This window comes from Sphingobium sp. SA916 (assembly GCF_002894065.1).
GTDB classification, from domain to species: Bacteria; Pseudomonadota; Alphaproteobacteria; order Sphingomonadales; family Sphingomonadaceae; genus Sphingobium; species Sphingobium fuliginis.
In genome coordinates, this window is record NZ_LXYF01000028.1 from 1 (window position 1) to 20,713 (window position 20,713).

The following is a 20,713-nucleotide window of genomic DNA, read 5'->3' on the forward strand; positions in this document are numbered from 1 at the left end:
TCAGCCATTCCTTGTCCGTTAGTTCATACCGCCGCCGCGCCATACGCCCTCCATTCTCAAAGAGCGCCTGAATCATGCGAAGGCGGAGAGCTCAACTCAAATTATGAGTTCACGCCCTAATACATCGTTTTACACTCCAGCGCCCGACTTTCCTGAAGTCGACACTAAATCAAATCTATGGCCTAATGTCCTCGAAGACCTTCTTAAGGATGCAGACATAGAGCTAATATCATTGGAAGAAAATCGCGTAAAAATTAAAACATTAGTCCAGAGGCGAAACAATATAGCGCATGGAAAGAGGGATATAGTTACGGAAATATCTTATTATCGAGGGTTTGAGAATGCCGTTTACGACGTGATGTACGAAATGGCTCTAAAAATCGACGAACGATTGAATGCTGCTCCATACGTTTAGCAGCATTGCAATCCACCCTAATTTTGGTGACAGAGTTCAGGAACTCTTCCTAAGCTGATTTACGTCCGAAATTGGCGCTTGTTCGGCGGAGCCATTGGGCATCGACACCTCTCCGGCTATAAAGATGCGATGAGAGATGATTTCACACAGGCGACAACCCAGCGCTTGGCTAAACGGGTCGGGTTCAGGTGCTCAAACCCAGATTGCCGCAAGCCAACAAGTGGCCCTGGGGCAGACGGTGGAGCGGTGAGCGTCGGCGTTGCCGCTCACATTACCGCCGCGTCGCAGGGCGGCCCGCGCTTTAACGAATACCTGACTAACGACGGTCGACGAGCGGCTGAAAATGGAATTTGGCTGTGCCAGCAGTGCAGCCGCCTCGTCGATGCGGACGACTCCGCTTATGATGTTGTCGATCTCGTCGAATGGAAGGCCTTTGCAGAAGCCGCAGCGGCTGTAGAACTTCGAGGTTACGTAGTTCGAAAGGGCCGGGACTTCACAGGTCTAGAGGCGAAGATGCCGGAACTCATAGGAGAAATGCGGACTGATGCCCGTTCGAAGCCTTTCACTAGGGAGATCATCGCTCTGTCCAGGCGTGTGAGTTATAACCCCGGTCCAATCCCGTTTTTCGTCTATTTCCACGAGGACCACGACGAACTGCTCGCCAAGCTCCAAATCTGTGAACATTACGGCGCGATCTACGATGTTCGTCGCAATCAAGTCCCCCGGTGGAACTTCAGTGAGGACTTCGTGGAATATTTGCTTGGGACGTAAGCCATCGATACAGACCGTCATTGAAAAAGGTCGCTGATTGTTCCTCACGAACGGCAGCTTTTGGGATCGGCCCGGAGTAGACAAATCGCCAGAAATTGGCGCAAGTCGGCTGTTGGAAAACACACCACTTTTGCACATTGGTCATGCATTTCTGCGGAAATATCTCCCAGCATAGTGGTTGGAGGGGTTTTCCGTCAGGCCAGAAATGACCCGTTTCCCTATCCTGCCTTGCCCTGCTCGCCCTCCAAACGCTCTACTTCGCGTTCAAGCACAGTACGAATGAACGCGGCCCTGCGTTGCCGCCCGACCAGCTTGTCAATTCGCTCGCCGAGACCTTCCGGCAAACGGATGTTGGTCGATTTCACGTTGAGCGGTGGCCTTCCCATAATTGTGTCGTAACCGCGCACGACACCCATTCAACCGGAAGCAGATTAAGCGGTGCCGGTTATTGCATATTTCCCACATTCCGAGTTATAAGCGGTGCCGCTTAATATCTCTGGATCGCCATTCGGCGTTTCAGGATGGCGAAATGAGGAAAGCAGGCCGATGACCTCACCCAATTTTCCTTCTGATGATTCGGTAGGCGGCACATCGCGCCGCGCACTGTTGCGCGCGCTGACCGCCACGCCGATTGCCGTTTCCACCGCCGTCGCCTCACCCTGGGGTGAAGTTCTGGCCGATCTTCACGACCACTATGGTGATTCACCGGCAGCGCTTGTTCGGACCAAGGCGGGACGAAGCCTGAGCCGCTTCCGCTATCACAATGCCGAGTCCTTTTATTGGGGACTGGGGCACGGCCTCTACGACAATGACGGCGGTGAGATGCTGTACCGGTCCGGCATTGTCGCCCAGCTTGCGCTTTCCTCCCACCTGCTCGACGTTGGTTTTGCCGACGAGTGGAACGCCCGCCATATCCGGCTGGATGTCGCCAAGTCGCTCGCCCATGCCAACGCGACCGGTTTGGGGCATGACTGCCCCGACATGGCGCGGCTCGCCGCCGTTCTTTCCCCCTATTGGAAATGGGGTCATGTCCATCGGATCGATACGCCGTCCCCTAACAATGGCGGGTTCACGGTGGACGAGGTTCGCCCGCTGCTGCGTGGCCTGCTCGACCGCGTGCATGACGTCACCGGCCATCGCCGCCCGAACGGTTGGCATCGCGAACAACGGGAAACCCGCTCATGATGCCGTCCACCGACAGGGAGCATCTGCCATGGCCGGTGCGGCAGGAACTGTGCCGCGTCACGGCGATGCTGTTCGAAACCTTTGCGGAAAACCTCAAGGGCAGGCTGTCAGAGCACTATCGATCAGGCCGTATCCTGACCCTGATCCTGCATGGCTCCCATGCGCGGTCCGATTCGTGGAATGTCGCGCCGGAGGATGCCTTCCATCTGCTGGCGATCGTCAATCATCCCCGGCTGGCGCGAACGCGGCGGGATTGGCGACTGGCGCGCGACCGATTGCGCCGCGCATGGGAGTTTGGCGAGATATCTCGCCCGGTGCGGCTGACCGTCCATAGCCTGGAACAGTTCAACAGCGCCTTGGCCAAGGGTATTCCGCATTTTGTCGCGATCGCGGGCGAAGGCATCCCGCTCTATGAGATGGAAGGTTTCCGGCTTCTGTCGCCACGCTTGCTACCTATGCAGGAACGGCATGCGCGGGGACAGTCCGAGTTCGCCCGCTGGCATGATCGGGCAAGCGATTTCCTGCTGGGCGCGGCTTTCTACCGGAGCGAGGGCAATGCGCCCATGGCGGCACTGTTGCTGCATCAGGCGTGCGAACATCTCTACCAATGTGTCCTCTGGACGATCACCCTGCATGGTCCGCGCACCCATGCGCTGGATGAACTGCGCGAAAGGGCCGAGGCGCTGGACGCGCGCCTGTCCATCGCATGGCCACGCGCAACCCCGTTCGAGCGCCGCGCCTTCGGCTGCATCCGCCGTGCCTATGTCGAGGTTCGCTATGGCCGTTCCTATCGCATCAGTCCCGACGAACTGGCATGGGCGATGGAGCGCGTGACACAACTGCACGGCCTGCTCGAACGGCTCTGCCGCGAGCGGCTGGACGGCATGGTCGCCATATATGGGGAGGCGTGCCATGGCCGACGCGCCTGACCCCGACGCCGAACGGCTCGCTACCTACAGGAAAGCCGTCGACCGTCTGCCGGTCCTGACGCGTGTCATATTCCTGCTCGTTCGTCTGGATGCCCTGTCCTATGATGAAATCGCCCTTCGATTGTCCATCGACGCGCAGGCGGTGGAATCCTGCCTCGTCGAGGCGCTCGGCATGATCCGCATCATGCTTGATGGGGCAGAACCCCGACGCCGCAACGATCCGCGCATCGCCCTTGCCGAGGCTGACCTGCATCGGCGCCATCGCGCCTATTGCGAGGAACGGTTAGCGGCATTGGGCATCGCTGGTCCGATCCCATGGACCGATCATGGCGACGACGACCGAACCCTCATGCAGATGATCGTCGCGGCCATGCCTCCACGCGTTTACGACACCTTCTTCCTCAATCGCGTCGATCAACTGAGCTACGCGCAGATTTCCAAACACATGGGAACCTTCCAATGGATCGTGCGGCATCGTATGCTCCGCGCCGTTCGCCATATCGCGCGAGGCCCGGACCGGTTCGAACAGTGGTTGCGCGATAGGGTCTCGGAACCTGCGACGATCAATTAGCCGATGGCTTCTCCGTCTCGAACGCGCGTTTGCCTTTTCGTTGCCACAGCGCCAGCGCGTTGTTCCGCTCTGGCCCGCGCAACCTGTCGGCAACGGTGAGGAACGCGCCATAGAGGGTAGCGCGATCATCGTCGGTCAAATCGACCAGTCCGGCCTTGGTGACGAGGCCGCCCAACTCGATCAGGTGCCGCGTGCGTTCGCGGCGCTTGATGGCCCATTCGCGCATGTCGGTTCGCGCCTTTCGTGCCTCAAGCCGATGCCGAGCCGCCTTCAAGCGGGAGAGTGCCGCTCGGGCTGCGTCCAGCTCCGCTCGCAGGCTGGCGTTTTTCGCCGCGAAAGAAGGCCGCGCCCGTCTTGCGCCAACCCTCCTTCGTCGCCGAGTCCTTCGCTGCGACGGCCTGCAGCAAAGCCCCGGCGAGCAGATCGGCATCGAGCGCATCGGCTCCGCACGCCGCCACCAGTTCGCCCAACTGGCGCACGCGGCGTTCCTTGAGCGCCTTTGCCTTGTCGGCAAGGGCTTTGAGTTCCGAATCAAAATCACGCGGCTTACGCATCGTTAAGTCTCCATTGAGTGACGATGGAGCGATGATAAGATAAACCTCGCCATCGCGCAGTAGAGTCGCCGGGACAGCCTGACACCGCCTAGTCCCGTCCGAGAAATTTTCGAGAAGGGCGCGCTTATACGTCGTGCCGACGTGCGCTTAAGGCAGTAAATGGATGATCGCTATGGCGATCTACCATTTCTCCGTTCAGGTCATTGGCCGCGCGCAAGGGCGCAGCGCTGTCGCGGCAGCCGCCTATCGTTCGGCCGAGCGGCTGCACGATGACCGGCTGGACCGCGACCATGACTTCACGCATAAGTCGGGTGTCGTCCATTCGGAGATCCTCCTGCCCGAAGGCGCACCCGAACGCTTCTCGGATCGCGCGACCCTCTGGAACGAGGTCGAGGCGACCGAGAAGCGCAAGGACGCGCAGCTTTCCCGCGAGGTGGAGTTTTCCATTCCGCGCGAGATGAACCAGCAACAGGGCATCGCGCTCGCACAGGACTTCGTTCAGGCCGAGTTTGTCGATCGCGGCATGATCGCGGACTTGAATGTGCATTGGGATATCGGCGCGGACGGGTTGGCGAAGCCTCATGCCCATGTCATGCTCACCATGCGCGAGGTTGGTCCCGACGGTTTCGGCGCGAAGGAACGCGACTGGAACAGGACCGAGCTTGTCGAGCAATGGCGGGAGCGGTGGGCCGATCACGTCAACACCCGGCTTGCGGAACTGGATATAGATGCCCGCATAGATCACCGCTCCCTTGAGGCGCAGGGCATCGGCCTTGAGCCACAAGACAAGATCGGTCCGGCCGCGCAACGCATGGGCGAGCGCGGACTTGAATCCGAGCGCATCGAAGATCACCGCGCCATCGCGCAGCGCAACGGCGAACGCATCATTGCCGACCCGCGCGTTGCTCTGGACGCCATCACCCACCAGCAAGCGACATTCACCAAGCGCGACGTAGCGATGTTCGTGCATCGCCACACGGACGGCAAAGAGCAGTTCGACCGCGCGATGAGCGCCGTTCGCGCCTCGCCCGATCTTGTCGCCTTGGGCAAGGACGGGCGCGGCGACGACAGGTCCACCAGCCGCGACATGATCGAAACCGAGCAGCGGTTGCAGCATGCGTCCGAACTGATGGCGGAGCGCGAGCGGCATCGCGTGGATGAGAAGGATCGCGCCGCCGCATTGGCGAGCGCGGAGGGGCGCGGGCTGGCGTTGACCGGCGAGCAGCGCGCGGCGTTCGATCATGTGACGGGCGAGTGCGGGCTTGGCCTGGTCGTCGGTTACGCCGGGACCGGCAAGAGCGCCATGCTTGGCGTTGCGCGTGAGGCATGGGAGCGCGGCGGGTTCGAGGTGCGCGGCGCTGCCCTGTCCGGCATCGCCGCCGAAGGTCTTGAGAACGGCTCCGGCATCGCCTCGCGCACCATCGCCAGCCTTGAACATCAATGGAGCCAAGGGCGCGAGCTTCTGGCCGCCCGCGATGTGCTGGTGATCGACGAGGCGGGCATGGTCGGCACGCGCCAGATGGAGCGCGTGCTGTCCCATGCCGCCGACGTGGGCGCAAAGGTCGTGCTGGTAGGCGACCCGCAGCAGTTGCAGGCCATTGAGGCGGGCGCGGCCTTTCGGGCGATCAACGAACGGCATGGCGGTGTCGAGATTACAGAGGTCCGCCGCCAGCATGTCGAGTGGCAGCAGGACGCCACCCGGCATCTGGCGACCGGCAGGACTGGCGAGGCGATCCGGGCTTATGCGGAGCGCGGCATGGTCCACGCCGCCGAGACGCGCGAGCAGGCGCGCACCGAGCTTGTCGAACGGTGGGACCGCGAGCGCATCGCAGCGCCGGATCAATCCCGCATCATCCTCACCCATACCAATGACGAGGTGCGAGAACTCAACGAAGCCGCGCGCGACCGGATGCGGGCGGCGGGCGAGCTTGGCGATGACGTGCAGGTGAAAACCGAGCGCGGCCCCCGTGCCTTCGCATCAGGTGACCGGATTATGTTTCTTCGCAATGAGCGCGGGCTTGAGGTGAAGAACGGCACGCTTGGCACCGTCGAGCAGGTGAACCAGCAGGGCGTGACCGTCCGCACCGATGACGGACGTTCCGTATCCTTCGATACGAAAGATTATGCCCACGTAGATCACGGCTATGCCGCCACGATCCACAAGGCGCAGGGCATGAGCGTGGATCGCTCCCATATGCTCGCCACACCGAGCATGGACCGGCATGGGGCCTATGTCGGCATGACCCGCCACCGGGAGGGCATGGCGCTCCACTACGGCCGCGACGACTTCAAGTACGACACCCGCCTTATCCGCACGCTGTCCCGCGAGCGCGTCAAGGACATGGCGAGCGACTACCGCCAAGCCGACCCCGCGCGCGAGTTCGCAGATCGGCGCGGCATCGGCATTGGCGAGCGCATCATGGGAATCGCCCGCGCAGGCGCGGAGAAAGCGCGCGGCATCTTCGACGGGTTGCGCCTGTCTCTGCCCGGACAGGATCGCGGGGCATCGCCCACGCCGGAACGGCAACGCGGCATGTTCGACAATTTCCGGCCGCCCGCGCCGCAGCCGCAGTGCGAGCAGGGGATATTCGCAAGCTTCCGGCCGCCCGCGCAAAACCATGACCCGGCCGCAGCCGCACGGGCCGAGCGTGAGCGCATGCGGGCCATTGCCGTTCAGCGCCATGCCCGCGCGGTCGCGAGCATCTGGAAGATGCAGGGTCAGGGCTTGCCCGTCCTGCCCCATCAGCGCGCCGAACTCGACAAGGCCCGCGAGGCGATGAACCAGACCAGCAAGCACGCCGCCCAGGACATGGAACGGGCTTACAGTCGCGATCCTGCCTTGGCGTCCGATGCAGCGGGCGGACGTGTCCGCCAAGCCATCCGCGCCATGCAGCTTGAAGCAGAAATCCGCACCGATCCCGACAAGCGCGCCGACAGGTTCGTGGAAGGCTGGCGGCAACTCGGCCAGCACCGCGAGGAGCTACAGCGCGACGGGGATTTCCGGGGCGCGCGCAAAGTGTCCGAGCAGATGGCGGGCATGGCGAAAAGCCTCGAACGCGACGCCCAGGTGGAATCGCTGTTGCGCGGCCGCAAGCAGGAATTCGGCATCGACTTCGATACCGGCCGCAAGCTCACCCATGACCTCGCTTCCAGCGTCGGGATCGAGATGGGCCGCAGCCACGACCACGGACTTAGCAGATAGGAGAAACGATCATGGACACCCTGCCAGCCCTTGCCCCCGACGCGGACCCGGCCGCGCACGCCTTCGCGCGTCTTGCCGAAAAGGTAGATTTGCTCGAAGCCGCTATCGCCGGGCTTGCCGCCAAGCGTGAAGCCACGCCCGATTACAGCGAGACGCTTGGCGAGATCGCGGCACTTCTCGAAAAGATGCGAACCGCGATCAACGCGCTTGCGCGTCGGCCCGCTATGGAGATCACGCCCGAAGCGATGGCCGAGCGGATCACGGCCACCGCCGCCAAGGCGCGCGCGGAGGATGCCGCGACCATCGGGCAGGTGCAGGAGCGATTCAACAAGGCGACGGCCCGGATGGAATATATCCAGGGAACGGTCGCCACCGCCCGCGATCAACGCCGCCAGCGTCATCAACGGGGGATAGGCGGCGCGCTGGCGGCCATCGTGCTTTGCTCGTTCCTTCCCGGCTTCGTCGCACGTACTTTGCCCGATAGCTGGCATTTACCGGAACGAATGGCCGCCCGCACCCTCGGCCTTGACCGCTGGACAGCCGGGGAACGCCTGCTTGCTACCGCCGAGCCGGAACGCTGGCGCACGGTGCTGTTCTCTAATGCGCTTGTGCAGAACAATCGCGACGAGATCGACAAATGTCGCGCGACGGCCTCAAAGGCGAAAAAGCCGGTGCGATGCGTAATTGATGTCACGGCAGATCAAGGGGTCAACTAGACTGTTGCTGATAAACGAACACGGGGCTCCTTCGTGCGTTCACATCGACATTTCCGGATGCAAGCTGCACTTCACAACAGGGGTAAATGGCGGTCATTGCGACTTTGCCTTCGATCGACTGTCATCAGGAATAGAGTAAAGACCAATCAATGCTGACATGGTTATTAAAAGAGCGGGCCGGTCGGGGGGGTAACCGGCCCGCTCAAACTACCGCTAACCAGCGGTCAGTCCGAGGTCGGGGTGGGGGCGGTTTCCTGCGGACTGCCACACTGAACTAATATCGTGATGCGGGCGATGCGATGCTACATTCGTCGCGGAAGATCCATCCCGATGGATAGGTGCCGCATACGTATCATCCGGAAAGGTGATCCGCCCTAAACTCTGCTCTCCCCAAACCTACCCGACCGTATATCTCAGGCGATGCTTCGATCCAATCGATCCATCAAATGCTCCCGCGTAGCTTGGCTATCGCCGTGGCGTTGACGGCAATTGAAAGGAATTTAGCATGAAACTCGATACCATTGCCAAACCCGGCACGAGTGATGCCGACGATCTCGTGCCCTCGCGGTACGCGCTAAGTGTCGGCGACCTCAATGTCCTCGTAGTCAGCGACGGCGTCCTGCCTTTACCGACCGAAACCATGGCTACTAACGTGGACCCGACCGTTCGTGCCGCCTGGTTCAAGGATATGTTCGTCGGACCCGACATGTTCGACTGGGCGCTCAATGTTCTTGTGGTCCGGAGCGGCGACCAGACGATTCTGATCGACGCGGGCCTCGGAGGACAATTCCCTGGCTTCCCCCGCGCGGGCCAGTTTCCCAAGCGTCTGGAAGCAGCGGGCATCGACCTCGCATCCGTCACGGACGTCATCATCACCCACATGCACATGGACCATGTCGGCGGACTACTGGTCGAGGACGTCAAGAAACGGCTGAGCCCTGACGTGCGAATTCACGTTTCGGCGACCGAAGTCGCGTTCTGGGATGCGCCGGACTTCTCGTTCACCTCGATGCCAACCCCGGTGCCGAAGGTTCTTCGCTCCACTGCCGCAGAGTTCATCAAGGTCTATCGCGGCAACCTTCGAACTTTCGAAGACGAGTATGAAGTGGCGCCCGGTGTGGTCGCCAAGCTCACCGGCGGCCATACGCCTGGTCACTGCGTGGTCCATCTCGCTTCCGGCGGCGAGCGTCTGACCTTCGCCGGGGATGCCCTGTTCCCGGTCGGCTTCGAGCATCCTGACTGGCATAATGGCTTCGAGCATGACCCGGAAGAGTCTGTGCGCGTCCGCGTCCGCCTTCTGCAGGACGCGGCGGCGAGCGGTGAACTGCTGGTTGCCACACATCTGCCATTTCCGTCGGTTGGCCATGTTGCAGTCGATGGCGACGCCTTCCGTTGGGTCGCGTCCTTCTGGGATTACTGACGGCAGCTTGGGTAACGTTCATGTCTGGGCGCGCACGCGCAGCATTCTGCGGATGTGCGCCCTTACAGCTACGGGATGGTTGCCTGTGCAACCGCAACATAAATCCGCCAGAACCATTCAAATGCGCTGGACCCGTTAGACCGAGTGGGGCGCGAGGACTTCCACAAGAAAGTCGATGAATAGCTGAACTCGCAGGGGAACGAGGCGCCCGAAGGCGTGCAGGGACAGGACCGGGACAGCCGTGAGAGGATCTCCCGGCAACACTTCGACGAGTCGGCCGGCCGAGAGATCATCTGCAACCGCGAGCCGAAGCAATTGCGCCATCCCCAAACCAGCGATGGCCGCAATCCGCATGGCCTGGCCGGAGTCGGTGTCGAGAACCCGATCAGTTTCCAATTCACACCCATCGGCGAAGCGGATCGGATAAGCGTTTGAACCGAGGCGGTAGCGAATATGATCTGCCCGCATAAGATCCTCTCGCGTCTCGGGATGCCCGGAGCGCTCAAGCCAGGCAGGCGCTGCAACAAGTATGAGCGGCAGGGTCGCGATGCGCCGGACCATCCAGTCGGCGGCGTCGACTGCTCCGGCGCGCAATGCGGTGTCGAAGCCTTCGCGCACGAGATCGACATGGCGGTCGGTAATACTGATATCGAGTTTGATCTCAGGATAGCGCTGAACGAACCCACGCGTCAGATGCTCGACGATCGTCGGGCCAAGCACGCCAGGAATGCTGACGCGTAGCGCCCCGCGCGCTCGGCCCGTCTTGCTCAGGACCTCTCCTGCTTCATCAAGAGCGCGCAACAAGGGTGCCACCCGCTCGTAATAAGCGGTTCCGTCGACAGTCAGCGTGAGCGATCGGGTCGAGCGCAAAAAGAGCTTCACATCGAGCCGCTTTTCAAGGCGTTCGACACTTTTCGAAATGGCAGAGGGGGTCGTTCCGGCGAGCCGGGCGGCGGCGCTGAACGAACCAGCCTCTGCGGCCCGGACGAAGGCCTGAAGGCCGGGGGCGAGTTCGAGACCGGTACTCATTTGATAGGTTTTGGCAAAAATGCTGTGCCATAGTCGAGACTAATTTTCTTTCATGGAAAAACCAAATGCATCTCCGGTTTCAATATCGGAGGTCAATCATGACAAATCTGGTCGGGAAGGTCGCCGTCATCACCGGCGGCAACAGCGGCATCGGGCTCGCGAGTGCGAAGCTCTTTGCTGAGAAGGGCGCGCAAGTTGTGATCACCGGGCGCCGTCAGCAAGCCCTTGACAATGCGGTTGAGGCGATCGGCGCCACCGCGCTGGCGGTTCGGGGTGATGTTGCCGATCCGGCACATCATCATAAGGTTGCGGAGGTCATTCGTGAGCGTTTCGGCGGCGCCGACATTTATATGGCGAATGCCGGGGTGAACACGATAACGGCTTCGGATCGGGTTTCCGAGACCGAGTTTGATACCCAGTTCGGAATCAATGCGCGGGGTACTTTTTTCGGCGTGCAAGCCATAGCTCCGACGTTGCGTGACGGCGGGTCGATCATTCTCCTTGGCTCGCTCGCGAGCGAAAAAGTCCTTGAAGGTCATGCAGTCTATGCCGGCACGAAAGCAGCTATCGGCGCTTTCGCGCGAAGCTGGGCGCTTGAGTTCAAGGGACGCGGCATCCGCGTCAATATTCTGAGCCCGGGCCCCACCGAAACGGAAATACTCGAAAAGCTCGGCGTCCCTGTGGAGAAGCGCGATGCCTTCACCGCCATGATGGCGGGAGCGATCCCGCTCGGCCGGCTCGGTCAGCCTGAGGAGCTCGCGCGCGCAGCGCTGTTCCTCGCGTCGGATGCCAGCAGTTTCATCACCGGCATTAATCTGCGCGTCGATGGCGGCATGGCGCTGCTCTGATCATGCCCGTTAATCCTGGAAGGAACCTCTATGATGACACAATCGGAAATCGATCCCGCAATTCATGACTTGATCCATGATGTCGTTCACGTTGGCAGTGCCTACGATATCGAAGGCATGGAGAAGCTCTATACGCCGGACCAGATCTTTCTGGTTCTCGGCAGTGACGGCGGTGTGACCCGCGTGCGCCGCGATGATTCGATCGCCGAGTTCCGGTCTCGTCGCGACGCGGGCGAGAATCCGCTCTCGACCGAACACCGCGTCCTCCATATCGAACAGCAAGGCGATCATGCCACCGCGATCCTCTATCGCCGCATGAGCCCGGATGCGCCGCCGGCGATGTATGAGCTTCGCCTGCGCAGGGATTCCGGCATCTGGATGGTGGCCGGCGAAACAGTGACGCCCTGGCCAGGCGGGATCGACGGCAATTTTCTTCCTCCACGGCGGAAAGCCGACTGATCCCATCGCGCGCGACATCCGCCGGCAAGGCGAGGCAGGGGCCAGATTTCCTTGCCTCACCAAACGAAGACAATTATAGTCTTCGTTATGGCACATCTTACCGCAAGCGTGGAATATGGGCTGCATTGCCTGCTGGGGTTGCTTGATGCCGGCGAGCAGCCGCGTAGTGCACGCGACCTCGCCCGGTTTCAGGGCATCTCGCCTACCTTCGTCGCGAAGATTTTCCTGAAGCTCGAGAAAGCCGGGATCGTCGAAGCCGAGGAGGGAGTACGCGGCGGCTATCGCCTCGCTCGCGGACCGGAGACAATCACCGTGCTCGAACTGGTCGACGCGATCGAGGGACGCAAGCCGCTCTTCGACTGCCAGGAAATCCGCAGCCGCTGCGCGCTGTTTGAAGAAGATGCGCCGAGGTGGGCAACACGGGGTGTCTGCTCGATACACGCCGTCATGCTCAAAGCCGAAAGAGCGATGCGCGATGCGCTCGCAAGCGAGACTCTCGCGGATATCGGTGGGCGGCTCGAGCGCAAGGCGCCAGCCACATTCGGCGCAGATACCAGGGCATGGTTCGATCAACGGATGACGGAGCGACGCTCGGGAAGGCTGGCGCAAACGAAGGACATGGAATCATGATCAGTCAGGTTATCGAAAAGGAAACCCCGCTGGTCTTCGTGGTCGATGACGACGAGGAGGTTCGCGCGGCAATCCGTGAACTGATGCTGTCGGTCGGAATAGAGGCAGCATGTTGTTCCTCGACGAGCGCCCTAGTGGAATCTCCGCTTCTTGAACGGCCAGGATGCATCATCCTCGATGTACGCATGCCCGGAGCGAGTGGGCTGGATCTGCAGCAGCACCTGGCCTCCGCCGGTATCTCCAAGCCGATCGTGTTCCTGACTGGCCATGGCGACATTCCGATGTCCGTTCAGGCGATGAAGGCGGGCGCCGTCGACTTTCTGACCAAGCCCGTGCGCGACCAGACCCTGCTTGACGCAGTGACCGCTGGCATCGAGCGCGATGTTTCGGATCGCGCGAATGCTCGTACCGTCCAGAAGCATGTCGAGCACTACCGGACCCTGACTCCGCGCGAGTGTCAGGTTATGCGGGAAGTGGCCATGGGCCGCCTCAACAAGCAGATCGCGTTCGACCTCGGCATAACCGAAATCACCGTGAAGCTACATCGCAGCAATGTGATGCGCAAGATGGAGGCATCGTCCGTGGGCGAGTTGATTCGTGCCTGGGAGAAGCTGCCTCTCGATATACGCGAAGTCGTCCCGGCCTAGTCTTTGGTATGGTAACAATGCCTTACAAGCTGCGCGACATTGACGGCTTCTGTACCGGAGCCTGCGTTAGAGAGGATGTCGCCCCTTGCCTGAATTGCCGACCGTCGCCATCGTTGACGATGACGAGGCTGTGCGCGAAGCCCTTGGTGACCTGCTGATGGTCTCGGGGCTCTCCTGCCACACTTTCGCCGGTGCAGCGGCCTTCCTTGCCGCATGGACAGAATGCCATTTCGATTGTCTGGTCACAGACATCCGTATGCCCGGAATGACCGGGATCGAACTTGTGGAGCGCCTGCATGATGAAGGCGCCAAACTGCCGGTGATCATCCTTTCATCGGTACTCGATCAGCAAACGCGGGCGCATGCCCTTTCGCTTGGAGTCCATGCCTGGTTTACCAAACCAGTCTCGGACGAGCAGTTGCTTGGCGCGATCACCATAGCCATCGAGAATAACTCTGGGCCGGGTGGCTGACGATGACTATCGTTCTCGGCCTCCAGGAGCATGACGACACGGGGATTGCCGAATTTGCGGCGGAAAGTGTCGTCATTCTAGATCGGCACGGAAAGGTGCGCTACTGGAACCCCGCTGCGGAACGACTCTTCGGCTGGCCCGCGCTTGCAGCGCGCGGGACCTCGATCACTAAATTTTCATCGGCACCTGCGGATGAAAAGCGAGCCTGGACCCAATTGTTGCAGGAAGGCTCGTGGCAGGGCCGTGTGGGACGGTGCACCCCCGATGGCAACATCGTTTTTGCTGATGTGCGGCGTCACCAGCGGTATGGCGCGGCGGGCGAACATCGCGACGTTATCGAATTCGCACGGCCGGCGACGGATGCCGGGGATCCGCGTGCCCAGGGGGGCGCCGTTCCCGACGGGATGATGGCGGCCAGTTGGAGAATCGACATCTCGCCTGCCTCGGCGATGATCGCCGAGATTGCTGAGCGCACCGACCTTGCAGGCGAGGACGAGATGGACAGGCTTCATCGTCACCTCGTCGAAACCGCCCGGATCGTCGAAGTCAATGAGCGTACCGCACGCCTCGTCGGCGGCAATCGCGGACGCGCCCTCATGACTGGCCAGTCCGTCGCCGCTTTCTGGCCGGTCGGCAGCCGCAATATATTGGCCGAACTTATCCTGGAAGCGCTGGACGACAAGAACGGAAGCGTGTGCCGCCGACAGCTCGCGTCGGACGGCATTTTGCGCGATCCGGTCGTCAGCGTGTGGCGTGCGGGCAGCGAACGGCCGGGCCATCTGTTCATCGCAGTCTACGGGGAAGCCGATGACGATCGTTCCTATCCGTTCCTGCGCGCAAGTGAGGCCCGCTACCGCAACCTGATCGATTATATGCCGATCGCTCTCTGGCAGGTCGATGCGAGCCATATGGGGAAAATCTATGCGGGGTTGAAGGCGCAGGGCGTTGTCGACTTCGAGCGCTATCTGGAACAGCATCCCGAGCTAGTCGAACTCGCGGCGACCTCGGTTCCCGTCACCGATGTCAATCGCAGCGCGATCGAAGTTTTTGGCGGGACAGGTGTGCAGGATCTGATCCGGCCCGTCGGATATCTTTTTGCCGAAAGCCCCGCATCGCTACAGCGCGTGATGATCGGGCGGTTCACCGGCCTGAAGAACTACAGCGAGTTCATGAAGCTTCGCACGCTCGACAACCGCGTGCTCGACGTGCGCCTTTCCGTCACCTATCCGGAACCGCTGCTCGAACTCGACACCACCATCTTCAGTCTGGAAGATGTGACCGACCGCTTGCGCATGGAAGCGCAGTTACGCCAGTTGCAGGCCGATTTCAGCCACGCGGCGCGCGTCTCGATGCTCGGCGAACTGGCAAGTTCGATCGCCCATGAGGTTAACCAGCCGCTTGCCGCCATTGTGACCAATGCCGAGACCAGTCTGCGCTGGCTGGCGCGCGAGACACCCGATATCGGCAAGGTCGCGCAACTCACCGCACGGATCGCGGCGAACGCGCGGCGGGCGGATGATATCGTGCAACGCGCGCGGGACATGGCGGTCAAGCAGGCTCCCGAACCCGTCGAGCTCGCGTTCAATGAGATCATTCAGGAAAGCCTGCTCTTCGTGCGCCACGAGGTCGAAACGCGCTCGATTCGTGTAACGACTTCCTTCGCCCGCAATTTGCCGCCGGTCATCGGTGATCGCATTCAGCTCCAGCAAGTGATCGTGAACATGCTTATCAATGCGGTGCAGGCGGTCGAGTGCGGCGAAGAAAACGATCGTGACATCGCGATCGCTACGGGGACCGACGAGAAGGGCAACCTTCTATTCACCCTGCGCGACCGCGGACCGGGAATCGCGGCAGATCATCTCGATCACATCTTCGACGGCTTCTTCACCACCAAGCCCCAGGGCATGGGCATTGGTCTCGCCATATGCCAGTCGATCGTCGTGGCCCATGGCGGTGAGGTGTCGGCGTCGAACCGGCTTGGCGGCGGAGCGGAATTCCGCGTTGTCCTGCCCCGTGCCGGACGTCATGCGGTAGTCGGTCGGCTGACGGGAAATGCGCCGCGGTCTTTCATTCCTCACCCGCCGAACGCGACCTGATCCCTTTCCGCCATGACGGAGACGCCGCATCGAGAACGCCCGTGCCTCGGCGACGCGATGCAGGAGGTTGAAGGCATGAGGTCCCTTTCGCGCGGCTGGATGGCTTTGACGATCATTGCCGTGGCTATAGTCGCGATCGCAGCCTGGCTCGGCGCTCTGGCGGCATGGTTCGCGATCGGGCTGGGCCTCGGCCTGTTGGGAGGCGCATGGCTCGCGGGACGGCGCAGCCATGTCGGCATGATCCATCCCGGAGACCGCGAGGCCATGGCGCAGGCGGAAGCACGGGCCTTTATCAGCGGCGTGCCACAGATTATCGGCTATCGCCGCCGGGAATGGATCGGGGCCTGGCGGTGGCACGAATATCGCGCCGATCCGCCTTACCCGATCAGAGTGGATGTCGCGCCGATCGTGCATAGGCCGGATGATGCGTGGACGATCGCCGCCTCGCTTGGCGAAACCGAGGGTGCCGTCCGCGCGGCGAAGGTGATCGAGAATCTTTATGGCGCCGCCTTCGCGTTCGATGCGACCGGCCACTTCACCTACGCCACCCCATGGCGCAGACCTCGATCGCCATGACGCTCGACGATCTGAACGCTCCTCTGGACGGACGCAGCTTCATCGAAGGCGGTGATCTTGGCTGGAAGAATGGCGTGCATCCGGACGATTATGAAGGCGCCGCCGCCGAGTTGCGGCGCTGCATGCGCGCCGGGGAGCCCTTCAACTATGAATATCGCGTCCTGCGCGCGGGCGGCGATTATGTCTGGCACCGCTTTGCGATCCGCCCGGCGCGTGACGCCGACGGGCGCGTCACGGGCTGGTACGGAACGGGTCAGGATATCGACGTCTTTCGCAAGACCGACGACGCGCTGCGCGAAAGCGAGCGTTCGCTGCGGGAGATGATCGAGACTGCGCCCGCTCTCATCTGGTGCATGACGCCCGAAGGCGAACCCATCTATTTCAGCCGACGCCTGCGGGAATTTTTCGGCTTCGATGTCGCCGCGAAGGACCGGCCCGGCGCTTCGCGGCTCGAACGCATTCTCGAAGCGGTGATCCATCCGGACGATCTCGCCAAGGTCAACGAGCGATTCATGCATTCGCTTCGGACGGGCGATCCCTATGCGCTCACGCACAGGCAACGGCGCTTCGATGGAACATATCGCTGGGTCGAGACCCGTATCGCCGCGATGCGCAATGAAGATGGGGCCATTGTGCAGTGGAATGGCGTCTGCCTTGATATCGAAGATCAGATCCGCGCCCAGGAAGAGCTGCGCACGGCGCAGGACAAACTCGCACGGGCCGGCAAGGCGGCAAGCCTTGCCGAGCTTTCGGCGTCGGTCGCGCATGAGGTCAACCAGCCTCTCGCGGCGATCATGACCAATGCGCAGGCCTGCCACCGCTGGCTGGCGGCGGACCCTCCCAATGTCGATCGGGCACGGGCGATCGTCGATCGGATCGCACGCAGCGCGCAGTCTGCCGCCGACATCGTCAGCCATATTCGCGCGCTCTTCAGCCGGAACGCGGGGCCGCGAACGTCATTGGGCCTCGATGTGCTCATCGGCGAAGTGTGCGAGCTGCTCGCCGATGAACTGACGCGATACGAGGTTGCGCTCCATACACGAGTGGCAGCGAACGTCCCCCACGTCGCGATCGACCCCGTCCAGATTCAGCAGGTTCTGGTCAACCTCCTGCGCAATGCGATGGAAGCGATGGTCGATGTCGATCCTGACCGGCGAACGTTACGCATTCACCTCTCGGCGGTCGCTGAAGGCGTGCAAGTCGAGGTGACCGATACCGGATCCGGCCTGCCTTCTCCCGAGACTGTCTTCGAGGCCTTTTTCACGACCAAGGCGGATGGCATGGGCATGGGCCTTGCGATCTGCCGCTCGATTATCGAAGCGCATGGCGGCAGGCTCTGGGCCGAAAATGGCGATGCCGTCGGCGCGCGCTTCATATTCACCCTGCCTGTCATCACCGCCGAGAGGGGCGAAGGCGCAGCGGACCGCTGACTCAATGTCGGTCCGCCATCATGGCCCTTCGCGCGGTCAGCGCAGGCCGAGCGCCCTGGCGACACCATCCCCATAAGCAGGGTCCGCGCGATTGCAGTTCGCCACGTGCCGTTCCTGCACCGCCCGCGTGGCTCCGCCGATCTGCCGGGCGGTGTTTGCGAACAGCGCCTCGCGCTCGGTTGCGTTCATCTTGCGGAACAGGTTGCCGGGCTGCTCCCAGTGATCCTCGTCGTCGCGATGATCCCAATGGGCGGCATCGCCTTCGATCCGCATCGTCGGTTCGGCCAGATGAGGCTGGTCCTCCCACGCCCCATGGCTGTTCGGATAATAGCTGGGCGTCGCGCCGAGATTGCCGTCCGCGCGCATCGCGCCGTCACGATGGTAGCTTGCGAACGGGCATTGCGGGGCGTTGATCGGGAGATGCAGGTGATTGACCCCGAGTCGATAACGCTGTGCGTCTCCATAGGAGAACAGGCGTGCCTGCAACATGCGGTCGGGCGATACGCCGAGTCCCGGAACAAGATTAGCCGGTGAAAAGGCGACCTGCTCAACCTCGGCGAAATAATTCTCCGGATTGCGGTTGAGCTCGAGCGTGCCGACAGGAATGAGCGGATATTCGCTTTTCGGCCAGACCTTGGTGACGTCGAACGGATTGTGGCGATGGGTCCCGGCCTGCGCCTCGGTCATGACCTGGATCGCAAGCGTCCAGCGTGGGAAGTCACCGCGGTCGATCGCCTCGAGGAGATCCCGGCCATGGCTTTCCCGGTCGCTGCCGATCAGCGTGGCCGCTTCGCCGTCGCTCAGATTTGCGATGCCCTGCTCGCAACGGAAGTGGAACTTGACCCAATGGCGTTCGCCGGCGGCATTGATCATCGCATAAGTATGGCTGCCGAACCCGTGCATGTGCCGGTAGCTTCTGGGGATGCCGCGCTCGGACATCAGGATCGTCACCTGATGCAGGGCCTCGGGAAGCAGCGTCCAGAAATCCCAATTGTTCTCGGCGCTCCTCAAACCCGTCCTCGGATCGTGCTTCACCGCATGGTTGAGATCCGGGAACCGCAAGGGGTCGCGAAAGAAGAAGACCGGCGTGTTGTTGCCGACAAGGTCCCAGTTGCCCTCCTCAGTATAGAATTTGACCGCGAAGCCACGAATGTCGCGTTCGGCATCGGCCGCGCCGCGCTCGCCCGCCACCGTCGAGAACCGGACGAACACCGGCGTCTGCTTGCCAGGCCGGGCAAACAATCTCGCCTTGCTGAAGCGGGATATGTCCTGCGTGACCGTGAACGTGCCATGTGCGCCCGATCCCTTGGCGTGCATCCGCCGTTCGGGAATGACCTCGCGATCGAAATGAGCGAGCTTTTCGATGAGCCAGACATCCTGGAGCAGCGCAGGCCCGCGTCGCCCGGCGGTGAGGATGTTGAGATTGTCGGTCACCGGTGCGCCATTTGCATGGTGAAGTGGGATACTCATTGCGACGTCTCCTTGCCGTTGATGCCAAGGAGCTAGGCCGTCGAGGCATAAACGCGCGACTGTGCGGCGGTGGCAGGCCTCTAATCCCTTCGGTCAGGACGGGTTCGAGGTATCCGCTGATGCCTGATCGCTTGTCGCCAGCGCGTCCTGATCTCTCTGCCGGGAGGCACTCCACCTTCGCATAGCCTGGCCGCGCCCCCCGTATGGTCGAGAAATGGCGGGATTTCACTATTCCTGACCAGGCCGCTCTGTCCGAAATCGAACTCGCGCAGAGCTGGCGCGGTGCAGAGGAGCACAGCATGCCGCTACTTAAAGATTTCATGGTCGATCGCCGGGCATTCTGCGCCGCCGGCGGAGCTGCTGTCCTCGTGAACGGTCTGGGCTGGCCGGTCGTAGGCCTCGGCGCATCTCTAATTCACGCAAATCAAGGAGCTCATCCCATGAATTTCATTACCGCAAATGACGGCGCTCGGATCTTCTACAAGGACTGGGGTCCGCGCGACGCGCAGCCGCTCGTCTTCCATCATGGCTGGCCGCTGACCGCCGACGAATGGGACAACCAGCTGCTTTTCTTCCTCGCGCAGGGCTATCGTGTCATCGCGCACGACCGCCGTGGTCACGGTCGCTCGACCCAGACCGACACCGGAAACGAGATGGATACCTATGCTGCCGATGTCGCCGCGCTGGTCGCCGCGCTCGATCTCAAGGATGCGGTCCATATCGGCCATTCCACCGGCGGCGGCGAGGCGGCCCACTATGCGGCGCGCGCCAAGCCCGGGACGCTTGCAAAGTTGATCCTTGTCGGGGCGGTGCCGCCCGTGATGGTCAGGAAGGCCAGCAATCCCGGTGGGCTGCCGATCGAGGTGTTCGACGGGTTCCGCAAGGCCCTCGCCGAGGACCGCTCCCAATTCTACCTCGATATCGCGGCGGGGCCGTTCTACGGATTCAATCGCGAGGGCGCGAAGGTCAGCCAGGGCCTGATCCAGAATTGGTGGCGTCAGGGCATGGTGGGCAGCGCCAGGGCCCATTACGACTGCATCAAGGCGTTTTCGGAAACGGATTTCACCGAAGATCTGAAGAAGATCCAGGTGCCGACGCTCGTTATGCACGGAACGGATGACCAGGTCGTGCCATTCGCGGATTCTGCCCCGCTGTCGGCCAAGCTGCTCGCGAAGGGGGTGCTCAAGGCCTATGACGGCTATCCGCACGGTATGGCGGCTACCAATGCCGATGTAATCAACGCGGATATGCTGGCCTTCATCCGGGGCTGATGCGCAGGCCGGGGCGGATCGG

Annotated in this window: 22 protein-coding genes; 17 read left to right on the plus strand and 5 right to left on the minus strand. The window is 61.9% G+C overall.

Features of this window, described 5'->3' with window-relative positions; genetic code table 11:
* Positions 1 to 67: 67 nt before the first annotated feature.
* Together A8G00_RS25845 and A8G00_RS06885 are read left to right on the plus strand one after the other, a co-directional pair.
* Positions 68 to 415, plus strand: a complete 348-nt coding sequence (locus A8G00_RS25845) for an MAE_28990/MAE_18760 family HEPN-like nuclease (protein ID WP_367379441.1) — start codon at positions 68 to 70, stop codon at positions 413 to 415.
* Positions 416 to 661: 246 nt separating this feature from the next.
* Positions 662 to 1,186: a hypothetical protein gene (locus tag A8G00_RS06885; RefSeq protein WP_103000339.1), complete on the plus strand. Its 525-nt coding sequence runs from the start codon at positions 662 to 664 to the stop codon at positions 1,184 to 1,186.
* A 218-nt stretch (positions 1,187 to 1,404) separates the two neighbouring features.
* Here the strand turns inward: A8G00_RS06885 and A8G00_RS06890 are convergent, their stop codons facing one another.
* Entirely contained in the window at positions 1,405 to 1,602 is a 198-nt protein-coding gene (locus tag A8G00_RS06890; protein ID WP_037444843.1) for a hypothetical protein, read from the minus strand.
* A 130-nt stretch (positions 1,603 to 1,732) separates the two neighbouring features.
* Between A8G00_RS06890 and A8G00_RS06895 the strand changes: the two genes are divergently transcribed.
* From A8G00_RS06895 to A8G00_RS06905, 3 genes are read left to right on the plus strand one after another with little or no spacing between them, the layout of a single operon-like run.
* Positions 1,733 to 2,371, plus strand: coding sequence for a hypothetical protein (locus A8G00_RS06895; RefSeq protein ID WP_103000340.1), 639 nt, complete (start codon positions 1,733 to 1,735; stop codon positions 2,369 to 2,371).
* Positions 2,368 to 3,300, plus strand: a complete 933-nt coding sequence (locus tag A8G00_RS06900; protein ID WP_103000341.1) for a HEPN domain-containing protein — start codon at positions 2,368 to 2,370, stop codon at positions 3,298 to 3,300. Before A8G00_RS06895 ends, A8G00_RS06900 begins: the two co-directional genes overlap by 4 nt.
* A complete protein-coding gene (locus A8G00_RS06905) occupies positions 3,284 to 3,871 on the plus strand; it encodes a sigma factor-like helix-turn-helix DNA-binding protein (RefSeq protein ID WP_172451805.1) in 588 nt (195 codons plus the stop codon). The genes A8G00_RS06900 and A8G00_RS06905 overlap by 17 nt, the downstream gene beginning before the upstream one ends.
* On the opposite strand, the gene A8G00_RS06910 is transcribed toward A8G00_RS06905, so the two are convergent.
* Both A8G00_RS06910 and traD read right to left on the minus strand, forming a co-directional pair.
* Positions 3,864 to 4,097: a conjugal transfer protein TraD gene (locus A8G00_RS06910; RefSeq protein WP_103000343.1), complete on the minus strand. Its 234-nt coding sequence runs from the start codon at positions 4,095 to 4,097 to the stop codon at positions 3,864 to 3,866. The genes A8G00_RS06905 and A8G00_RS06910 overlap by 8 nt on opposite strands.
* A 22-nt stretch (positions 4,098 to 4,119) precedes the next feature.
* Positions 4,120 to 4,425 carry a conjugal transfer protein TraD gene (traD, locus tag A8G00_RS06915; RefSeq protein ID WP_103000344.1) on the minus strand — a complete coding sequence of 102 codons (306 nt, stop codon included), beginning with the start codon at positions 4,423 to 4,425 and terminating at the stop codon, positions 4,120 to 4,122.
* A gap of 172 nt (positions 4,426 to 4,597) precedes the next feature.
* Between traD and traA the strand changes: the two genes are divergently transcribed.
* The 3 genes from traA to A8G00_RS06930 all read left to right on the plus strand — a co-directional run bounded on the left by traA (position 4,598) and on the right by A8G00_RS06930 (position 9,763).
* Entirely contained in the window at positions 4,598 to 7,627 is a 3,030-nt protein-coding gene (traA, locus tag A8G00_RS06920; protein ID WP_103000345.1) for a Ti-type conjugative transfer relaxase TraA, read from the plus strand.
* Positions 7,628 to 7,638: 11 nt separating this feature from the next.
* Positions 7,639 to 8,343, plus strand: a complete 705-nt coding sequence (locus A8G00_RS06925) for a DUF6118 family protein (protein WP_103000346.1) — start codon at positions 7,639 to 7,641, stop codon at positions 8,341 to 8,343.
* Between the two features lie 505 nt (positions 8,344 to 8,848).
* The gene (locus A8G00_RS06930) at positions 8,849 to 9,763 is read left to right on the plus strand and encodes an MBL fold metallo-hydrolase (RefSeq protein ID WP_103000347.1); all 915 of its coding nucleotides are present in this window, start codon (positions 8,849 to 8,851) and stop codon (positions 9,761 to 9,763) included.
* 135 nt (positions 9,764 to 9,898) lie between these two features.
* On the opposite strand, the gene A8G00_RS06935 is transcribed toward A8G00_RS06930, so the two are convergent.
* A complete protein-coding gene (locus tag A8G00_RS06935) occupies positions 9,899 to 10,792 on the minus strand; it encodes a LysR family transcriptional regulator (protein ID WP_103000348.1) in 894 nt (297 codons plus the stop codon).
* Positions 10,793 to 10,890: 98 nt separating this feature from the next.
* Here A8G00_RS06935 and A8G00_RS06940 point away from each other — a divergent pair, with 98 nt between their 5' ends.
* The 8 genes from A8G00_RS06940 (at position 10,891) to A8G00_RS06975 (ending at position 17,950) form a co-directional block, all read left to right on the plus strand.
* The gene (locus A8G00_RS06940) at positions 10,891 to 11,640 is read left to right on the plus strand and encodes a glucose 1-dehydrogenase (RefSeq protein ID WP_103000349.1); all 750 of its coding nucleotides are present in this window, start codon (positions 10,891 to 10,893) and stop codon (positions 11,638 to 11,640) included.
* Between the two features lie 30 nt (positions 11,641 to 11,670).
* On the plus strand, positions 11,671 to 12,099 hold the full coding sequence (locus A8G00_RS06945; protein ID WP_226869991.1) for a nuclear transport factor 2 family protein: 429 nt from the start codon (positions 11,671 to 11,673) through the stop codon (positions 12,097 to 12,099).
* Positions 12,100 to 12,186: 87 nt separating this feature from the next.
* Positions 12,187 to 12,729, plus strand: a complete 543-nt coding sequence (locus A8G00_RS06950; protein ID WP_103000350.1) for an Rrf2 family transcriptional regulator — start codon at positions 12,187 to 12,189, stop codon at positions 12,727 to 12,729.
* The gene (locus tag A8G00_RS06955; RefSeq protein ID WP_103000351.1) at positions 12,726 to 13,376 is read left to right on the plus strand and encodes a response regulator transcription factor; all 651 of its coding nucleotides are present in this window, start codon (positions 12,726 to 12,728) and stop codon (positions 13,374 to 13,376) included. The genes A8G00_RS06950 and A8G00_RS06955 overlap by 4 nt, the downstream gene beginning before the upstream one ends.
* An 85-nt stretch (positions 13,377 to 13,461) precedes the next feature.
* Positions 13,462 to 13,848: a response regulator transcription factor gene (locus A8G00_RS06960; RefSeq protein WP_226869994.1), complete on the plus strand. Its 387-nt coding sequence runs from the start codon at positions 13,462 to 13,464 to the stop codon at positions 13,846 to 13,848.
* A 2-nt stretch (positions 13,849 to 13,850) separates the two neighbouring features.
* A complete protein-coding gene (locus tag A8G00_RS06965) occupies positions 13,851 to 15,944 on the plus strand; it encodes an ATP-binding protein (RefSeq protein ID WP_226869996.1) in 2,094 nt (697 codons plus the stop codon).
* Positions 15,945 to 15,956: 12 nt separating this feature from the next.
* Entirely contained in the window at positions 15,957 to 16,520 is a 564-nt protein-coding gene (locus tag A8G00_RS06970) for a hypothetical protein (RefSeq protein WP_146032573.1), read from the plus strand.
* Complete coding sequence (locus tag A8G00_RS06975) at positions 16,496 to 17,950, plus strand: PAS domain-containing protein (protein WP_103000354.1); 1,455 nt, start codon at positions 16,496 to 16,498, stop codon at positions 17,948 to 17,950. Before A8G00_RS06970 ends, A8G00_RS06975 begins: the two co-directional genes overlap by 25 nt.
* Before the next feature lie 36 nt (positions 17,951 to 17,986).
* On the opposite strand, the gene A8G00_RS06980 is transcribed toward A8G00_RS06975, so the two are convergent.
* Positions 17,987 to 19,420: a catalase gene (locus tag A8G00_RS06980; RefSeq protein WP_103000355.1), complete on the minus strand. Its 1,434-nt coding sequence runs from the start codon at positions 19,418 to 19,420 to the stop codon at positions 17,987 to 17,989.
* A gap of 440 nt (positions 19,421 to 19,860) precedes the next feature.
* Between A8G00_RS06980 and A8G00_RS06985 the strand changes: the two genes are divergently transcribed.
* Entirely contained in the window at positions 19,861 to 20,691 is an 831-nt protein-coding gene (locus A8G00_RS06985) for an alpha/beta fold hydrolase (protein ID WP_103000356.1), read from the plus strand.
* The last annotated feature ends 22 nt before the right edge of the window (positions 20,692 to 20,713 follow it).